The 15,443-nt window shown below is 44.5% G+C and carries 14 protein-coding genes; 7 read left to right on the top strand and 7 right to left on the bottom strand.

Annotated elements, in window-relative coordinates; translation table 11 throughout:
* Positions 1–5: 5 nt before the first annotated feature.
* Positions 6–905 (top strand): DMT family transporter, encoded by a 900-nt coding sequence (locus SU60_RS15710; protein WP_041156380.1) that lies wholly within the window; start codon positions 6–8, stop codon positions 903–905.
* 109 nt (positions 906–1,014) lie between these two features.
* On the opposite strand, the gene SU60_RS15705 is transcribed toward SU60_RS15710, so the two are convergent.
* The 3 genes from SU60_RS15705 to pncB all read right to left on the bottom strand — a co-directional run bounded on the left by SU60_RS15705 (position 1,015) and on the right by pncB (position 3,689).
* On the bottom strand, positions 1,015–1,533 hold the full coding sequence (locus SU60_RS15705; RefSeq protein ID WP_084735915.1) for a glycine zipper 2TM domain-containing protein: 519 nt from the start codon (positions 1,531–1,533) through the stop codon (positions 1,015–1,017).
* Positions 1,534–1,875: 342 nt separating this feature from the next.
* The gene (locus SU60_RS15700; RefSeq protein ID WP_041156349.1) at positions 1,876–2,235 is read right to left on the bottom strand and encodes a hypothetical protein; all 360 of its coding nucleotides are present in this window, start codon (positions 2,233–2,235) and stop codon (positions 1,876–1,878) included.
* Between the two features lie 143 nt (positions 2,236–2,378).
* On the bottom strand, positions 2,379–3,689 hold the full coding sequence (gene pncB / locus SU60_RS15695; RefSeq protein ID WP_041156348.1) for a nicotinate phosphoribosyltransferase: 1,311 nt from the start codon (positions 3,687–3,689) through the stop codon (positions 2,379–2,381).
* Between the two features lie 312 nt (positions 3,690–4,001).
* Between pncB and SU60_RS15690 the strand changes: the two genes are divergently transcribed.
* The 3 genes from SU60_RS15690 (at position 4,002) to SU60_RS15680 (ending at position 6,002) form a co-directional block, all read left to right on the top strand.
* Entirely contained in the window at positions 4,002–4,727 is a 726-nt protein-coding gene (locus SU60_RS15690; protein WP_041156347.1) for an NUDIX domain-containing protein, read from the top strand.
* Between the two features lie 32 nt (positions 4,728–4,759).
* Positions 4,760–5,413 (top strand): isochorismatase family protein, encoded by a 654-nt coding sequence (locus tag SU60_RS15685; RefSeq protein ID WP_041156346.1) that lies wholly within the window; start codon positions 4,760–4,762, stop codon positions 5,411–5,413.
* A gap of 112 nt (positions 5,414–5,525) precedes the next feature.
* Positions 5,526–6,002: a peptide-methionine (S)-S-oxide reductase gene (locus tag SU60_RS15680; protein WP_041156345.1), complete on the top strand. Its 477-nt coding sequence runs from the start codon at positions 5,526–5,528 to the stop codon at positions 6,000–6,002.
* A 321-nt stretch (positions 6,003–6,323) separates the two neighbouring features.
* On the opposite strand, the gene SU60_RS15675 is transcribed toward SU60_RS15680, so the two are convergent.
* Positions 6,324–7,184 carry a LysR family transcriptional regulator gene (locus SU60_RS15675; protein WP_041156344.1) on the bottom strand — a complete coding sequence of 287 codons (861 nt, stop codon included), beginning with the start codon at positions 7,182–7,184 and terminating at the stop codon, positions 6,324–6,326.
* Positions 7,185–7,286: 102 nt separating this feature from the next.
* Here SU60_RS15675 and SU60_RS15670 point away from each other — a divergent pair, with 102 nt between their 5' ends.
* Positions 7,287–7,898 (top strand): LysE family translocator, encoded by a 612-nt coding sequence (locus tag SU60_RS15670; RefSeq protein ID WP_041156343.1) that lies wholly within the window; start codon positions 7,287–7,289, stop codon positions 7,896–7,898.
* Between the two features lie 23 nt (positions 7,899–7,921).
* Positions 7,922–8,272: a rhodanese-like domain-containing protein gene (locus SU60_RS15665; RefSeq protein ID WP_041156342.1), complete on the top strand. Its 351-nt coding sequence runs from the start codon at positions 7,922–7,924 to the stop codon at positions 8,270–8,272.
* Between the two features lie 83 nt (positions 8,273–8,355).
* Here SU60_RS15665 and SU60_RS15660 read toward each other — a convergent pair whose 3' ends face one another.
* The 3 genes from SU60_RS15660 to SU60_RS15650 all read right to left on the bottom strand — a co-directional run bounded on the left by SU60_RS15660 (position 8,356) and on the right by SU60_RS15650 (position 11,797).
* Positions 8,356–8,619, bottom strand: coding sequence for a DUF3012 domain-containing protein (locus SU60_RS15660; protein WP_041156341.1), 264 nt, complete (start codon positions 8,617–8,619; stop codon positions 8,356–8,358).
* Positions 8,620–8,798: 179 nt separating this feature from the next.
* The gene (gene fni / locus SU60_RS15655) at positions 8,799–9,818 is read right to left on the bottom strand and encodes a type 2 isopentenyl-diphosphate Delta-isomerase (protein ID WP_041156340.1); all 1,020 of its coding nucleotides are present in this window, start codon (positions 9,816–9,818) and stop codon (positions 8,799–8,801) included.
* A gap of 179 nt (positions 9,819–9,997) precedes the next feature.
* Entirely contained in the window at positions 9,998–11,797 is a 1,800-nt protein-coding gene (locus SU60_RS15650; RefSeq protein ID WP_041156339.1) for a cation:proton antiporter, read from the bottom strand.
* A gap of 399 nt (positions 11,798–12,196) precedes the next feature.
* Here SU60_RS15650 and SU60_RS15645 point away from each other — a divergent pair, with 399 nt between their 5' ends.
* Complete coding sequence (locus SU60_RS15645; RefSeq protein ID WP_084735912.1) at positions 12,197–14,878, top strand: DUF2339 domain-containing protein; 2,682 nt, start codon at positions 12,197–12,199, stop codon at positions 14,876–14,878.
* Positions 14,879–15,443 lie beyond the last annotated feature (565 nt).

Raw genomic sequence — 15,443 nt, 5'->3', positions numbered from 1 at the left:
AAAAAGTGAAAATTACATCTGTTGGCGCTGCTATGTTGCTACTCATTATTGGAAACCTTATTGCGGTGGTCTCTGACTCGTTAATAAAAAGTGTCGGCAACGACGTGCCTGTTTTTCAGTTTGTCCTGTTTCGCCAAATTTCTGCAGTACTTTTGCTTCTGCCATTCTGTTTTTTCGCAAAATCGACTCGTCTAATGGAAGGATTTAAGTGGCACGCTATTCGAGCTCACGTTTGGCTACTTGGTGCAGTATTTATGGTATTGGCAATATCGTCTTTGCCTTTAGCAACCGCAAACGCGGTGTTTTATGCCGCACCTTTGATCATGCTACCTTTAGCGGCATTGTTCCTTAAAGAGCAATTATCTAAGCAATCGATCGCGGCAGCGATCGTCGGATTTACTGGTGTGTTGGTGATCATTCGTCCCGATCAATTCGACTGGGCAGCCATGTACGCGTTTGTTGTCGCTCTGTCTTTAGCAGTCAATAACCTACTGATACGTAAACTACCTAAAGATCAGTCAGTGGCGCATACTCTGCTTATGACTAACCTAGCAGGTATCCCAGTTGCACTATTACTGGTCTTCATCGAAGCGCAACCCTGGCAATGGGACGCGTTCCCAATCGCAGCTGGATCAAGCTTATTTATCATGATTTATGCCGCAACGTGTGTGATGGCTTATCGCTCTATCGACAGCAACAAAATTGCAAGTGCAGAATACAGTGGCTTAATTGGTGCCGTTGTCATTGGCTTTATGTGGTTTGATGAAGTGCCAGATATTTACATGGCAATTGGTACGGTGTTGATCGTTGTACCACTGATTTGGCTCTCTAAACGTGAACGTCGGATAAAAAAACGGCAAGCTCAAATTCAATTGGAGAAGGAACAGCAAACAAACTTAGCGTAATCCCAACCTGTTCGTGACGAGGCCAACTTGCCTTTGCATGCAGTAAGCTAAAGATTAAAAGCCCTTTCGTCAAAATAGACAAAAGGGCTTCACTTAATGGGCAACCTAATTATTGTGGCAATACCACTTTACCGTCTTCGATAGGAAAGCTCTTCACTGTCGGCTTACTTGCTAAACGAACCGTTGTTGGCGCTCCCGCAACTTCATAGGTAACATCATAACCAACAACTTTTTCTGACGTTGTATATTCGGTGTGGCACTGTTGCCTCGTTGTCGATACGACATCACCTTTTTGCACATTTTCTTGGATTTTACGGCCTGTTAGTGCACCTGCAATTGTCCCTGCGGCTGTAGCAATAATTTTACCTGAGCCGCCACCAATCTGATTCCCAATAGCAGCGCCTGCCGCAGCTCCACCAACGGTACCGAGAATTTTGTTATCATCTGTCGGTTCAACTTGCTGCGTCACAACCACATCCTTACAGACTTGATGAGGCTTCTTGACCGCTTCTGTAACGGATTCAATCAGCGTAATATTTGCTTGTGTTGGCGCTGTCGGTGTCTTCTCCTTACAGCCCGCTAAGACAGCAAAGACCACAGCCGCAATAGCGATAGATTTTATTTTCATGGTATACATCCCAGCATGTTTCCGTTGCATTCACATATCGAATGACTTCCAGGTACAGGATGCAGAACGCAGTCAATGACGCCAGTTCAAGGAAAGAGCGCAATGACTTAGCGCACGCGTTCCAAGTTATTTGACGATGAAATGGTGTCAACGACACCCTTCAATAAGGACTGAGCCAAGCATCTTGTGGTTATGTGGGTATAGTATGTTGTGAAATGTAAACCACATCAGGCGAAACCAAAGCCTGTGTCATTTACTAGTAAAAAACGGTGTTTTTTAAAAGCACGGTTAATAAATATCTAGCGGAATGTCAATTCAGATAGAGAATGGGAAAAGCATTCGTTAAGCCAAGCTGAGAAATAGCTCGTCATCGGTGAGGTACTTATGACGATGAGTCATGTGTCTCACATGCATAAACATAAAATCGGGAAAACCTGGCGCTATAATGTTGTTTGGCTCCCAACAAATACCACCGACAAAGACGTAACGCCCTTGCTTCTCATCGTCGTGAAGTTGGTTATTGATCGCAGAGGATAATTCGGCTCGACATCCTTCTACAACACAGACAATTTGGCCTTTGAATAATCCAATCACTCTTTTGACTAAGTTCGCTTTCATGCCACACTTCCAAGCTTGGCGAGTCGCTAACTCATAGCCGTATTTTCTGATGGTTTTCTTTTGTAAATGTACAACCAAATTCATGTTTCTCTCCTGATTCCAGCGAAGGCACTGCGGCCAAAAGTCGTCTAGAACAGAGTGACTATAACTGAATAGCTCCCTACCTATAGCAAACTAATTTTTGTTGATACGATAGAGAGTAGTTATCAATACGAGAAAAACACAACTCAGGCGTCAATCAGATAGTTTTTACCTTCATGTTCTAGACGATCAATAAGAAGACGGCACTCATCGAGATCTAAAGGTTGTTCAAATCGACGTTTTAAGTTCATTAAAAAGAAGATGTCTTCACACATCGCTTTTTCTGGTTCGTCACTGATTTTCGCCACTGGTGAGCCGTTACAAGAAACCATTTTAATCACCATAGACAATGGCTCGTAAGCTTGACCTTTTTTATTGGCATAGTTGCCCATATCATTGGCAAGGAAGGTTCCAATACCGAAGCTCACTTGTACTCGCCCTTGGAAATATTCACAAATATCCAACGCTTGGTCGAAGTTCAGTCCATCAGTAAAGACTAGAGTTTTGGTCATTGGATCGATATTCATTGCTTGATAGTGCGCAATCATCTTTTCGCCCCAAGTGAACGGGCAGCCGCTATCATGACGAACGCCAAAATAAGCGTTGCTAAGCTCTTGGTCAAAATCCTTTAGAAACGCATCGATACCGATCGTGTCCGTTAAAGCAATACCTAACGCTCCATTAAACACCTGTTGCCATCGTTGTAGTGCGACTTTTTGTGACTCCTGCACACTAACGAGTGCTTGGTGCCCCATAAACCATTCATGAGCCACCGTCCCGATGGGTGTTAGGCTCAACTCTCGTGCTAGATGGTAATTACTCGTGCCTGTTAAGCAATCTGGCAACGTCTCACGTAAATACTCGACCATCGTACGCTGAGCTTGGAAAGAAAAGCGACGGCGAGTCGACATATCAGAAAACTTAAAATTCCTGATATTACGACGTTTAAGCTCGGATTTTAGATGACGAACTTTATCTTCCAACACCGCTTGAAATTGTTGCAAGGGAATCTCGGACCATCGTAGCCGACTACGCACTTCGGACACAATGCTCATGATGATGGTTTCGTACAGTATCGTCTCTTTCCATAACCCACTAATAGTAATACGAAGTTGGCTAGAACCATCTGGCATGGCTTTACTATACAAAGAGACATCGTTTTCGGGATTAAACTGGAAGTAACGTAAAGCATCAACAAACTCAGAGTTAAGATAAGGCGCAACGCGCTTCATGTAGTCAATTTCATCTTCAGTAAATCGAAGGTCTTGAAGTTTGAGAATCTCGGCTTGTACCTCTGGCAACAAATCAGACAGATCTTCATCACTGCGCACAATGAATTTATATGACACCTCTGCATTTGGGTACAGCTCTGCCACTGCACTCATCATGTTCACTTTGTACACATCAAAGTCCATTGCACTTTGGATGATACGTGAAGAAAATAATTTGCTACTCATTAGGTGCCCTTCTATATACTCTTTGCTCAAGTATATAACTTCTTGTTACTAACCAAATCAGCGTAAACAATAAACATCCACAGCATGTTTGTCAACTTATGTTACTAACCACTAATATTCCTCATTTTTTTTCGCTTATAATCGCTCACCTCTATGTGTGTAAATCTATTAAATGCCTTTATTTATCCACAAAAAAGGCTAAACGTTATACATTTGGTTTTAACATCTCGTTTATAACAAACAGTTACTTACCTATTGTATAGCCAGTTTTTATACGCTAGATTACATACAAATGAATAGTAGGACTCAACTATGATCGTAACTGTCGACATTATCCCATTCAGGTTATCTGGTTTTGCCGATAAAGGATTGGAAGTGTTGTTGATAAAACGTTCAAACCCAAACCGACCTTATCACGGGGTGTGGGCTTTGCCCGGTGGATTCGTCTTTGATAAAGACTTAACCCCTGAGGGAGGACGCCCTGCGGATGAAAACTTTGAAGCGGCGAGACGAAGAATTTGCCGAGAAAAGATCCACACTTATCCACGTCATTTTAGTGAGGCATTTATCGATGGGGATCCTAAGCGCGATCCTGATGATTGGAGCCTCAATATTACTCACTATGCATTGGTGGACCGGGCAAATATCGAACAAATCAACAACGCTGGTATCCCGGAATGCCATCTAAAATGGTTTCCTATACAAGCTATCTTAAATGGAGAAGAAACACTGGCATTTGACCATCAGAACACGATAGAAAAAGCGTGGCAAAAGTTACGCGCTTCTATTGAATATACATCGGTACTTTTGTTCGCGTTAGACAAAGAGTTTTTAGTGGCCGATATCATCTCCGCTTATCAAGAGTTTGGTATCGATATCAGTCGTATGACGATAAAGCGCCGTTTGATTGATTCGGGAGTGCTGAAACCAACGAATAAGGTTGCTTCGACCAACAAAGGCAAAGGCGGTAAACCTGCGATGATTTACACATTGACGAGTGACGAAGTGACCTTTTTTCAAAACTGTTTGCGTGGATAGACGCAATCAAAAAGCCAGACAAGGAGTCTGCCATGACTGTTCGAGTACACTATCAAACCACGGCGGTTTTCGACATCGACCCCGAGAAAGGGTTTACGGAACTTTGCCCCGAAGAACTGCCGGTTTCTGATGCTTTAGAAATCGTACCCGAGTTACTGAAAAACCACACGAAAGGTCGGCTAAAACTAGTAAGTCGAGACTTGCATCCGCCAAAAGCGGCCTGGGATGCTGCAACACCAACCGATATGCTTAAACCCGTTGGCTTACCAAACGTGGATGTGAAGTGGAATCGTCACTGCGTACTCGGAACCAAGGGAGTTGAATTACTTGATGGTTTGCCACCGATTTTAGACTACGACTTTCAAGTCAATAAAGGTATGGATCCTGACGCGCACCCTTATGGTGTATTCTTTCATGACATCGCCGATACCAAAACCACTGGCGCCAATGAGTTTCTTAAATGCCAGGATATCGATACGCTTGTCGTTGGTGGACTCGCACTTGATTTCTGTGTGAAAAAGTCGGTTCTACAAGCACTAGACCTCGGCTTCAACGTCATCGTAAATCTCGCCTCCACGCGCGCGGTATTGCCAGAATCTATGCAAGAAGCGATAGCAGAGATGAAAGACAAAGGCGCAGTGTTCGTTGAACATGCCGATGACATCATCGTCGAGCATTTTGCGTAGCATTACTTCACGAGTAGCGAGAGAAAACATGGTGGTCGGATAAGCGCTTTGCTTCTTGCAGTGAGCTCTACGGTCAAGACATAATGCGGCAAACTTTCAAGCAAACAGAGTTATGCAAGAGATATACTTTGCAGGCGGCTGCCTTTGGGGCGTGCAAGAATTTATGCGTCACCTACCCGGTGTAACAAATACAGAAGCTGGTCGAGCGAACGGTACCACAAGCTCTACCTCCACCGACTACGATGGTTATGCAGAGTGTGTACGCACGCAATTCGACCCTAAGCATGTCTCAGTCGAAACGCTGATGGGCTATTTCTTTGAGATCATCGACCCGTACAGCGTTAACAAACAAGGTGACGATGTCGGCGAAAAATATCGAACTGGGGTTTACAGTCAAAATACGCAGCATCTTGAAGCAGTAAAACGCTATATTGCAGCAAGAGAAGACGCTGAGAGGATAGTCGTGGAAGTCCTCCCTCTGAATAACTACGTGCCGAGTGATGACGAACACCAAGACCGACTGACCCGCTTCCCAAACGACTATTGCCATATTCCTTTGGACTTATTGCACAAATACAAAAACAGCTAAGAAACATCAGTGCTCTATTCAAAGCAATAGTTCACCTTAAAACAACAGTTCGACTCAAAACAACAGAAAGGGAGCTCATGGCTCCCTTTCTGTTGTTCAGATTGATTCGGTCATCGTCATGCCTAACGAGCCGCTTCTGCTTGCAATTCTTTTTCGGCCACGGACAACATCGCAAATTCCTCTTCTGCTGTTGTCGCTACCAGTTTAGCGCCAGCTACAAACAACTGTTTGGTGAAACACCTTCAGAGACAAGATCGACAAATCAACGACCTCACTCCCTCTAGGTTGAACCATCGATTCAAGTTTGTTCAAGATTAATCACTAAGGACGGCACTCTGACATTTGTGTCTGCAACCAGGCAATAAACCGACTCTCCAGCTCGGTTGGTTTTTGATCTTGAGTCAACAGCACATAATCATGGCCTGACCGAACGAAGCCAAACGGAGCAATTAAATTACCTCGCCGGATGTCATCCATGACTAATGGATAGGACCCAATCACTGCTCCAAGCCCATCTACTGCCGCTTGAATACAAAAGTAGAAATGTGCAAATGTCTGCTCAGTATTCTCATACATCTCGTTCCGATCTGTACTCAACATCCACTGTGTCCAAGCATCCGTTCGAGTTTGGCTGTGGAGTAACTTAACCTCGCTCAAATCTGCTTTTACTTGCTGCCAATAATCCGGAGAGCAAACCGGACCAACCCACTCTTCCACTAACGTTGCTTTAGGGTAACCATATAGAGGTTCAAAATCATCGCGACGAATCGCCATCGAAAGCCCGGTTGAGCCAAGAATGACTGGGCCACCAGCGGTAGACAAACGAACGTCCGCTTCGACCGCTTCATTAAACAGTGATAACCGAGGCATCAGCCAACGCATCGTCAAGGTCGGTTCACACGATACCTCTAAGCAATGACTCTTCTCTTGCGTCAGTTTACTTACCCCGTTTTCCAGAGCTTGAAATGCGTGTTGAGTATAACTTTGTAGCATTTCGCCCTCTTTCGTCAGAAGTAAATCTCGCCCTTGCCGATAAAATAAGGGTTGCGAGAGGTAACTCTCGAGTAATTTGATCTGCTTACTCACAGCACCATGAGAAACGTTAAGTTTATGCGCGGCTTCACTAAAACTCGATGACGAGGCGGCAACATTAAATACATAAAAGGACTTGATATGACGCATGTGTGAATTTTTCTCACATATAAAGGAATTCATTTCGATTATAGTAACCCAACAATACGCCTACAATCTCTCCATCAAAAATAACAGTAAAATAGGAATTATATGGAGATCTTTAGCCTCGCCTTATTGGGTATACTTATCGTTGTTAGCCCCGGAGCTGATTTTGTATTGGTGCTAAAAAATAGCCTTAACCAAGGGAGGCGTGCTGGCATTTTAAGTGCGATTGGAATCAGCCTGGCCATTACAATACACATCACCTATTCCATGCTCGGTATTAGTTACTTAATTTCACAAAATGAGTGGCTATTTAATCTGATTCGATATTTAGGTGCCGCCTACTTAATCTATCTTGGACTAAGAGGGATATTTAATTCCGCAACTAAATCAACTGAAGGAAAAAATGGCCAGCAAAGTGCTCTCCTATGGCAATACTTCTGGCAAGGTTTTCTGTGTAACGTCCTCAACCCCAAAACCATGTTATTTTTTCTGAGTATCTTTAGCCAAGTGATCGATCCTGATGCAGACACTCAGTATCTAGCATTAATTTACGGCATTTATATGATTGCACTTCATGGCCTGTGGTTTTCCATAGTAGCGGTACTATTCACTTCAGACCGGCTACAAGCATTCCTGTTCAAAATCAAACATCGACTCAACCAAATTTGTGGCGCTGGATTATTGGTCTTCGGTGCTATGCTTGGGCTTAAGACTTAATAAACTCAAAGGATGCTGTTATCATGAACAAAGCGATTTCTACACTTCTGACAATAGTAGCGTTTAGCATTGTAATTCCGAATGCACTGGCCTCTGAACGAGCAGATAAAGGCTGGAAACTGATTGAGCAAGGCGCAATGATTGTGGATGTTCGAACACCACAAGAGTTCTCAGCAGGTCATCTAGACAACGCGGTCAACTTTCCTCTTTCAGAGCTCGACAAACATGTTCAAAGTATCGAGAAAGATCAAATGATTGTGCTTTATTGTCGTAGCGGTAACCGTTCCGGTCAGGCTTACCAATATCTGCAATCGCAAGGCTTTACTAATCTTCATAATGCTGGCGGGTTAGACGAGTTGAAAACAGCCCAATAGCTTGTGTTCATCAAAAGTACTCATAAACGAAAAACGCTAAGCAGGGCGCTTAGCGTTTTATCTTTCGTTCAGAGAAACATCAATTAAAGCAGACAGTGCTTGGTGTAACTTGTCGCTTCGTTCGCTGTCCAATCACCTTTCGGTTTTTCTTTCAGATCTTCACACCATTGCTCACTACCCACACCATCCTGTAGAACACAGTGCTTAGCAAAATCGACCGCACTTTCGGTTGTCCAATCAGATTTTGGTTTTTCGCGCATATCGTTACACCAAGATTCAGTGCCCACTTCATCGCTACAAGCTGTTAAAGCCAAAGACGCCAACAGTAACATCGCCAGTTTTTTCATAAGTTTTGGTTTCCAGTTTCAAATAATGTTCTAGCAAGTTACTCCATACTACCGAATGTTAAACTCGGTATATTGAAGCAAATTTTGTGCAAACTATATCGAAATTAGCAGTCTAGGTGTTAAGACTACGAAAATTTATCGATCAGTATATCGTTATCTATTGGATTCAACGAGGACAATTAAAGTCGATGAGCACTGGTCAACGATATCAGATTCTGCGATCCGGTTCCGAAGCAAGCCAAACGTAACTCAAGCGCCATTTGTTCGAAATGTGCCACGACAGACTCTGTACTGATGGTGGCGGCGTTTAAAACCGCAGAGGCTTGGCCAACAACGCTCGCGCCAAGATGAATCGCCTTGGCTGCATCTAATCCATGATGTATCCCACCTGAAGCGATCAAAGGAAGCTGAGGGTGATGAGTACGAATGCCTTCTAGGCATTGCGCTGTTGGTATTCCCCAATCTCGAAACAACTCTGCCGCACGCTGCATATTGGCATCGTCTTGGCAAAACCCTTCAACTGCACTCCAACTCGTACCACCAGCACCAGCAACATCAATCGCGTTGACGCCGGCCTCCACTAGCCTTTGAGCGACAACACAACTGATGCCGAAGCCCACTTCCTTTACGATGATCGGGACACTGACACGTGATTTTAGTTTTTGTATCGCATGAAGCACTCCAATCCAGTTATGATCCCCCTGGTCCTGAAAGGCTTCTTGCATTGGATTAAGATGAATGATCAAGGCATCGGCTTGTAACCGATCAACAGCACGCTGCGCATTGTCTAGGTTTCCCTTGTCCCTCAGTTGTGTGGCACCAAGGTTGGAATACAACGGCACACCTTTCGCTAAATCGCGAATGGTTTGACTCAAACCAGAATGCTGGTTTTTTTCTAAGCTAATCCGTTGCGATCCAACCCCCATCGCAATACCTAACTCGCTGGCCGCTTCTGCTAAGCGACAGTTGATCTTCTCCGCCTCTTTCGCCCCACCAGTCATTGAGCTGATGAGAAACGGAAGTGCTAATCTTTTGCCTAAAAACTCGGTGGAAAGGTCAATCGTTTTAAGGTCACATTCTGGCAACGCGCAATGCTCAAACTCTATAGACTCGAAGCCAGACGTTTTGGTTTTCATGTTCATATCATGATGTAACACAGCGTCTAAATGTAAATCTTTTCGGTTAGTTTGCGGAACCATAACGTCACCCTAAAGTAAAACAGTCGCGCAGTATTGCGATCCTAGCTTTGAAGGTCAATGCGAATTTTCTGAAATTTCCACATTGTTTTCAGAAACTCACCACAAGCACTCACTCTCCTCCCATAACAGTAGACCATTAGCTTGGTGGCTGGAGGTGTAATCAAACTCACTTTGAACATCTACGATGCCTGTTGCACTAGGATCAACGAAACAACCGTGCTGTTATTAGACGGCTCAAATTGGTCTGGATCGTCACAAAACTGTATCTTTCCCTTTTCTTCTACATGAAACATTGGGATGACTAAATTGCTTTTGTGGTGCTGCAAGTAATCTTGGTAAGTAAAATTGTCACTCAGTTTGGTGTGCTTCATTTCCGCACCACGACTGAACAAGCTAGCCAGTTGGCTGTAACTGACCGTTCCAGCCATTAACAACTTACCATGGTACTCTTGGGCAACCATGTGTTTCTCGCCGCCATTCCCGTTTGCCTTCACTTTCTGGAGGCAATGAACTTTCTCTTCGCCAAATTCTCCGACAAACTGCATGCAAGCCATGATGTTGAAATGCTGATCCGGCGTTAACGCCACGACCTGCCCAATGCCAATCAAGTTAAGATTATCATCTGCATGACTGGATATTGGATTACCATAATAATAATCAAGCCCTAACATACGAACTTGGCTGATGTATTCCCAGTTGGAATCCGTCATGAGGACTCGTCTATCGTAACGTGCGAGCGCTTGACCAATTTCCCGTGCGACTCGGTTCGCCCCAATCAGCAAAAAGCCACGTGGAGCGGGTTCTGCGACTCCCAAAGCAACAGCAATAGGACGAGCGGTTGCGCTCTGTAGCACAACCGTGCCAATAATCACCATGAACGTCATAGGCACCAGCAACATCGCGTCAGTGATGCCATGTTCTGCCAGCTTAATCGCAAAGAGCGATGAGATGGATGCCGCAACAATCCCGCGCGGTGCGACCCACGATAAAAACAGCTTATCTTTAAACTCGAGGTTGCTACGCATCGTGGAGATAAAAATAGACAGCGGACGTGACACAAGCTGCATAAAGATAAACAGAAACAAAGCGCCGCTACCCAGTGCCGCGAAATCGTCCAAACTAATTCGAGCAGCCAAAAAGATAAACAGGCCAGTAATCAGTAAAATGGTTAAATGCTCTTTAAAGTGCAATATTTGTTGAATATTGATCTCTTTTGAATTTGCAAGCCACATCCCCATAATCGTTACGGTTAACAGACCCGCCTCTGACTCGATATAATTGGATATCGAGAACACCCCAAGTACGACCATCAATACAGAGAATGGCTGCAAATATTCCGGAAGCCACGCTCGACGCAATATCGTTGAAACTGCCGCACCAGACGCTATCCCAAGAAGAACACCAACGGCGACTATCGTACCAAACACTTCGAGACTATTGACGGCACTGTGCGACACAATGAACTCATACACCATAACGACGAAAAGCGCCCCGAGCGGATCAATCAGTATCCCCTCCCAACGAAGAATATTGGCTAATTTACTGTTGGGCCTCACGGTTCTAAGTAACGGAACGATCACGGTGGGGCCGGTCACGACCGTTAAGCTGCCAAAAAGCATGGCTAATTCCCAAGAAAAGCCAAGAAAATAATGAGTTGCGACACTGGTTGCCACCCACGAAATGATCGCCCCTACCGATACGATGCTCCAGACGGAGCCACTGACACCACGAATTTCTTTGCGATTGAGCGTCAAACTACCTTCAAATAGAATCACAGCCACGGCAAGCGAGACGAGAGGAAACAGCAGATCGCCTAATATCTCATCCGGCTTTAACCATTGCAGAAACGGTCCGGCAACGATACCAGCCAAAAGTAAAAACAGTATCGCAGGTAAGCGCAGTCGCCAAGCTAACCACTGGCAGCCCAAGCCAATCACACCAACCGCTGATAACACCAATGCTTCATTCCCAACCTGCATCTACCACCACCTACTGTTTATCATCGTTATTTACACTGTTGCATGTCTGAGTGATTCTAAAGTCGCTCTCAGCAGGATGCGTTGCAAGAAATTACGTCTCAAAAGTTGAATGCACCCTAAAGTTCACGAAATTGGCGCGAGCATACATCGATTTAGTTCATCCTACTACTTATGCCATAGGTATAATATATTGAAATTGAATTAAAATTCTTACTCGGCAAATAGAATAGATTGTCGGCATATCAACTAAACTCAGTTCAAATAGCATCAGCGGTTCCATTCCAAGACGCCATTTAGCTAAGCGGTGTTTGAATACATTATAGACGCGCAAAATAGAGCGCATAGATTGGAAAAACGAAGAAGGGAGAGCGTCGCTTGTATACCTTATTGGCTTTGATCATGGCTTTTTTTGCAATAGTGATGACATTGAAAGCGATTAACCGTATTTCAAAACTGGAAAACGACATCGCTGAGCTTCATCGTAAGCTAGCTCGTTTAGGTGAGCGATCACCTGAACTGACAGGAGCTCAGCAGGCCACGTCACAACAACCAACGGCCGAAAATATCACTGCACCTTTCATTATCGAGGAAAAACCACAAGTTGAATCAACCAATGAGGAATGTTCTAAAGCCCAGCATAATGACCATGGTGAATCAGATTTGCGCTCCCTCCATGTGGAGCATGACCATACAGACCTCGCGGATAGCCAATTGGCAACGTTTGCTGCACGCCAAGAAACGCGTCTAGAACAACAGTCGAGAAAGCTACTGTCAAATATTCAAGAGAACTGGTTGGTATGGGTTGGTGCTATCGCTATGCTGATCGGTGGCGGTTACTTGGTTCAAGTCATTGGTAGTCATATTGAGTTTTCTCCGCTTATGCGCGTCTCCCTTGCCTTTGTGCTATCGGGCGCCATGGTTATTGCAGGAGAGTGGTTCCACCGCAAAGAACAAAACAGCCCTGAGAGAGCCAAGCGTTCCCAAGGGTTTAGTTACGTACCAGCGGCGGTCACTGGCACTGGCTTAACTGGGGTTTACTGTACAGTGATTTTTGCGTTTGTCGTATACCAGATGCTCTCACCCAGTATTTCACTACTCATCTTGGCACTGGCTGCATTTTCAAGTCTCGCTCTCGCCTTACGACAAGGCCCCTTAATGGCAGCGCTTGGGCTAATTGGTGGCTACTCAGCACCACTCTGGATAAGTGGGAGTAATCCAGAATACTTCTTACTGGCTAGTTACATCAGTGCCATATCCGTTGCCGCGACGGTGTTAATGCTAACAGTTCGCAAGGCGTGGATAGCACCCAGCATAGCCATTCCTCATTCGATATGGATGTTCGTGCTTATCGAGAACATTCCAACAGACTCTTTGTTCTCTTGGCTTGCGGTTTATTTATCTATCTCGTTATACCTCATCTATGCTGTCCCGAGAATGGGTTGGGCATTCAATCCTCGCTACCGAAAATTCCAAAACCAATGGACGAATTCACCAACGGCAATGTCTATCATTGTTGCGCTGCTGGTATTTTCCGCTGTCACTCGTATGCCAGAACTCCATTGGCTTCACATGACCTATTGTTATGTGTTGCTATTAGCGACAATCTGGTTACCCGCGCTACGCAAAGGGTGGTCTGTGCGCGCATTTCTTCCATCGATACTGGTTTCCGCCATCACGATGTTAGTTCTTAGCTTTTTATTTGATGTGCTGTACATGAAAGATAGCGAAGCGATCATTCTATTGGCGTTAGCAATCTGTGTGGGGTTAATCAGTATGAGGACATGGAATCAGATACTCTACGATCGCTCTAAAATCAGTGTAATTTTACTGCTCGCTCTAACACCAACCATGACGCTAGCGACACTGCTATACACACACGAGTTTACCCAAGACTACGTTTGGCAATGGACATGCTTTACCGCCATAGTCGCACTTTCCTACGTGTATCTCGGTCTACGTTTAAATGCCATCGTATATCAGTGCTCTGCAGTAGTGCATGCGCTTATCGCAGGGACCGCTTTTGTTTGGCTAAACGACACTTGGCTAACAACCGCAATTTCCCTACAAGTTGCAATCATTGCGCTACAAATTAAAACAGACTTATTCAAGCCAGATCCGTGGGCGGTCAAAATCGCCATGGGCATCTTAGCGATACGACTTACGCTATTGCCGTTTATTCCAGAATGGCAGCCAATTGAAGCTGGCCACTGGTCTTGGATTTTGCTGAGCTACCTACCAGCATTGATTATCTTAGCCTATGCCCGATCTATTTTAATGAAGGTAGATACTGAACTTGCTCGCTGGTTTGAAGGCGCTTTTTTACATGTGTTCTTAGTCGCGTTGTTTACCCAAACTAACTATTGGTTGACAGGAAAATACGGCTATCTAGACCATATTGACTTTACCAGTGCCGTTGTATTCGCGAATCAAGCACTTATCATGGGCTTAGTCTACAGCCATCGCAGTCAATTCGCTCTAACACTCTCTCGAATGTATCAAGGATACAGTTACCTACTTTGGGGGATGTTTGCAGTGATGCTACTGTTACTTAATACACTAGAGTCGCCTTTAAACGTAGATAATATCTCCGCCCAAGCGATGCCTGTTTTCAACATGTTAAGTGTGGGCTGGCTACTTCCTGCTGGCGTTCTCGTTGCAGCGGTAATCAGACGTTGGAACACACTGCGTATTCACCGCCAAGTTGTCGCTGGGATGGCATTGACTCTCGCAGTGTTATGGTTAGGCATGTCAATCCGACAATTCTGGCAACCCACTTCCATGACGTTATACCAACCAACCAGTATGGCAGAGCTATTTAGCTATTCTATTGCCGGGTTAATGGTGGGTAGTATGCTGACTTGGGCTGGCGTCACACGTAAAGCAATGGCGGTTCAACGCATCGGACTTATCGTATTAGCTTGCGTGGCTCTGAAAGTCTTTCTATGGGATGTACGTAGTCTGGATGGTTTCTGGCGGGCAGTCAGTTTCTTAGGGCTCGGAGCGTCGCTCATTGCTCTGGGTTGGCTATTCCAGAAATTGAATCGTTCAGTGGCAAATATTTCAACGCCGAAACCACAATAACCCCCTTCACATTCTTGGAGAAGCTATCCCTACGCGAGAATAGTGATTGGCTTGCAAATGGCAGTTTTGGTACGAAAACTGCCATTTTTATTAAAAATAACCTACGTTGTTCGCACAGTAAATGCATTATATTCAGCAGGTAATTGATGAAAACTCATCAAACATATGCACTTAAGTGTTCGATACACAGATAAGCCAGTTCGCTATAAGTACTAAAAACTGATGGATATGCCGCTACTGACAAGCTAAACGTTTTAATCCAAGTTTTTATTTGTTAGTGAAACCCATCGTCTTTCTCACCTACTGCTCGACTTTAGTCGACTGCGTCCGCTCATTATTCTGTAATTTAAATGATTCTTAGATGACGTCAAGAAAGTGTAAAACATCAAGCTATTGTGCTGATATTTTTTTAACTCGTGATCTCAATTCAAACGTGTATAGACTAATTAGGGTAATGTATCTCAAGATTAAGAAAGGTTATCATTTATTGATACCTCTTCGTTTTAAACTGGTGTGCTAGATAGGTATGCATCTCATTCCTTGCGCAAAAACAGTGAAAACGGTC

This window comes from Vibrio mytili (genome assembly GCF_000830505.1).
In the GTDB taxonomy this organism is placed as follows: Bacteria; Pseudomonadota; Gammaproteobacteria; order Enterobacterales; family Vibrionaceae; genus Vibrio; species Vibrio mytili.
Note: the sequence above shows the minus strand (reverse complement) of the source record. Positions and strands in the feature narration are given on the sequence as shown.

Excerpts from the sequence above, each read along its gene's own strand:
- SU60_RS15675 (WP_041156344.1), bottom strand. The coding sequence starts at position 7,184 with ATGCGTCATATCAAGTCCTTTTATGTATTTAATGTTGCCGCCTCGTCA.
- SU60_RS15680 (WP_041156345.1), top strand. The coding sequence starts at position 5,526 with ATGCAAGAGATATACTTTGCAGGCGGCTGCCTTTGGGGCGTGCAAGAA.
- SU60_RS15650 (WP_041156339.1), bottom strand. The coding sequence starts at position 11,797 with ATGCAGGTTGGGAATGAAGCATTGGTGTTATCAGCGGTTGGTGTGATT.
- SU60_RS15690 (WP_041156347.1), top strand. The coding sequence starts at position 4,002 with ATGATCGTAACTGTCGACATTATCCCATTCAGGTTATCTGGTTTTGCC.
- SU60_RS15660 (WP_041156341.1), bottom strand. The coding sequence starts at position 8,619 with ATGAAAAAACTGGCGATGTTACTGTTGGCGTCTTTGGCTTTAACAGCT.
- SU60_RS15700 (WP_041156349.1), bottom strand. The coding sequence starts at position 2,235 with ATGAATTTGGTTGTACATTTACAAAAGAAAACCATCAGAAAATACGGC.
- SU60_RS15705 (WP_084735915.1), bottom strand. The coding sequence starts at position 1,533 with ATGAAAATAAAATCTATCGCTATTGCGGCTGTGGTCTTTGCTGTCTTA.
- pncB (WP_041156348.1), bottom strand. The coding sequence starts at position 3,689 with ATGAGTAGCAAATTATTTTCTTCACGTATCATCCAAAGTGCAATGGAC.
- SU60_RS15645 (WP_084735912.1), top strand. The coding sequence starts at position 12,197 with ATGGCTTTTTTTGCAATAGTGATGACATTGAAAGCGATTAACCGTATT.
- SU60_RS15670 (WP_041156343.1), top strand. The coding sequence starts at position 7,287 with ATGGAGATCTTTAGCCTCGCCTTATTGGGTATACTTATCGTTGTTAGC.
- fni (WP_041156340.1), bottom strand. The coding sequence starts at position 9,818 with ATGGTTCCGCAAACTAACCGAAAAGATTTACATTTAGACGCTGTGTTA.
- SU60_RS15665 (WP_041156342.1), top strand. The coding sequence starts at position 7,922 with ATGAACAAAGCGATTTCTACACTTCTGACAATAGTAGCGTTTAGCATT.
- SU60_RS15685 (WP_041156346.1), top strand. The coding sequence starts at position 4,760 with ATGACTGTTCGAGTACACTATCAAACCACGGCGGTTTTCGACATCGAC.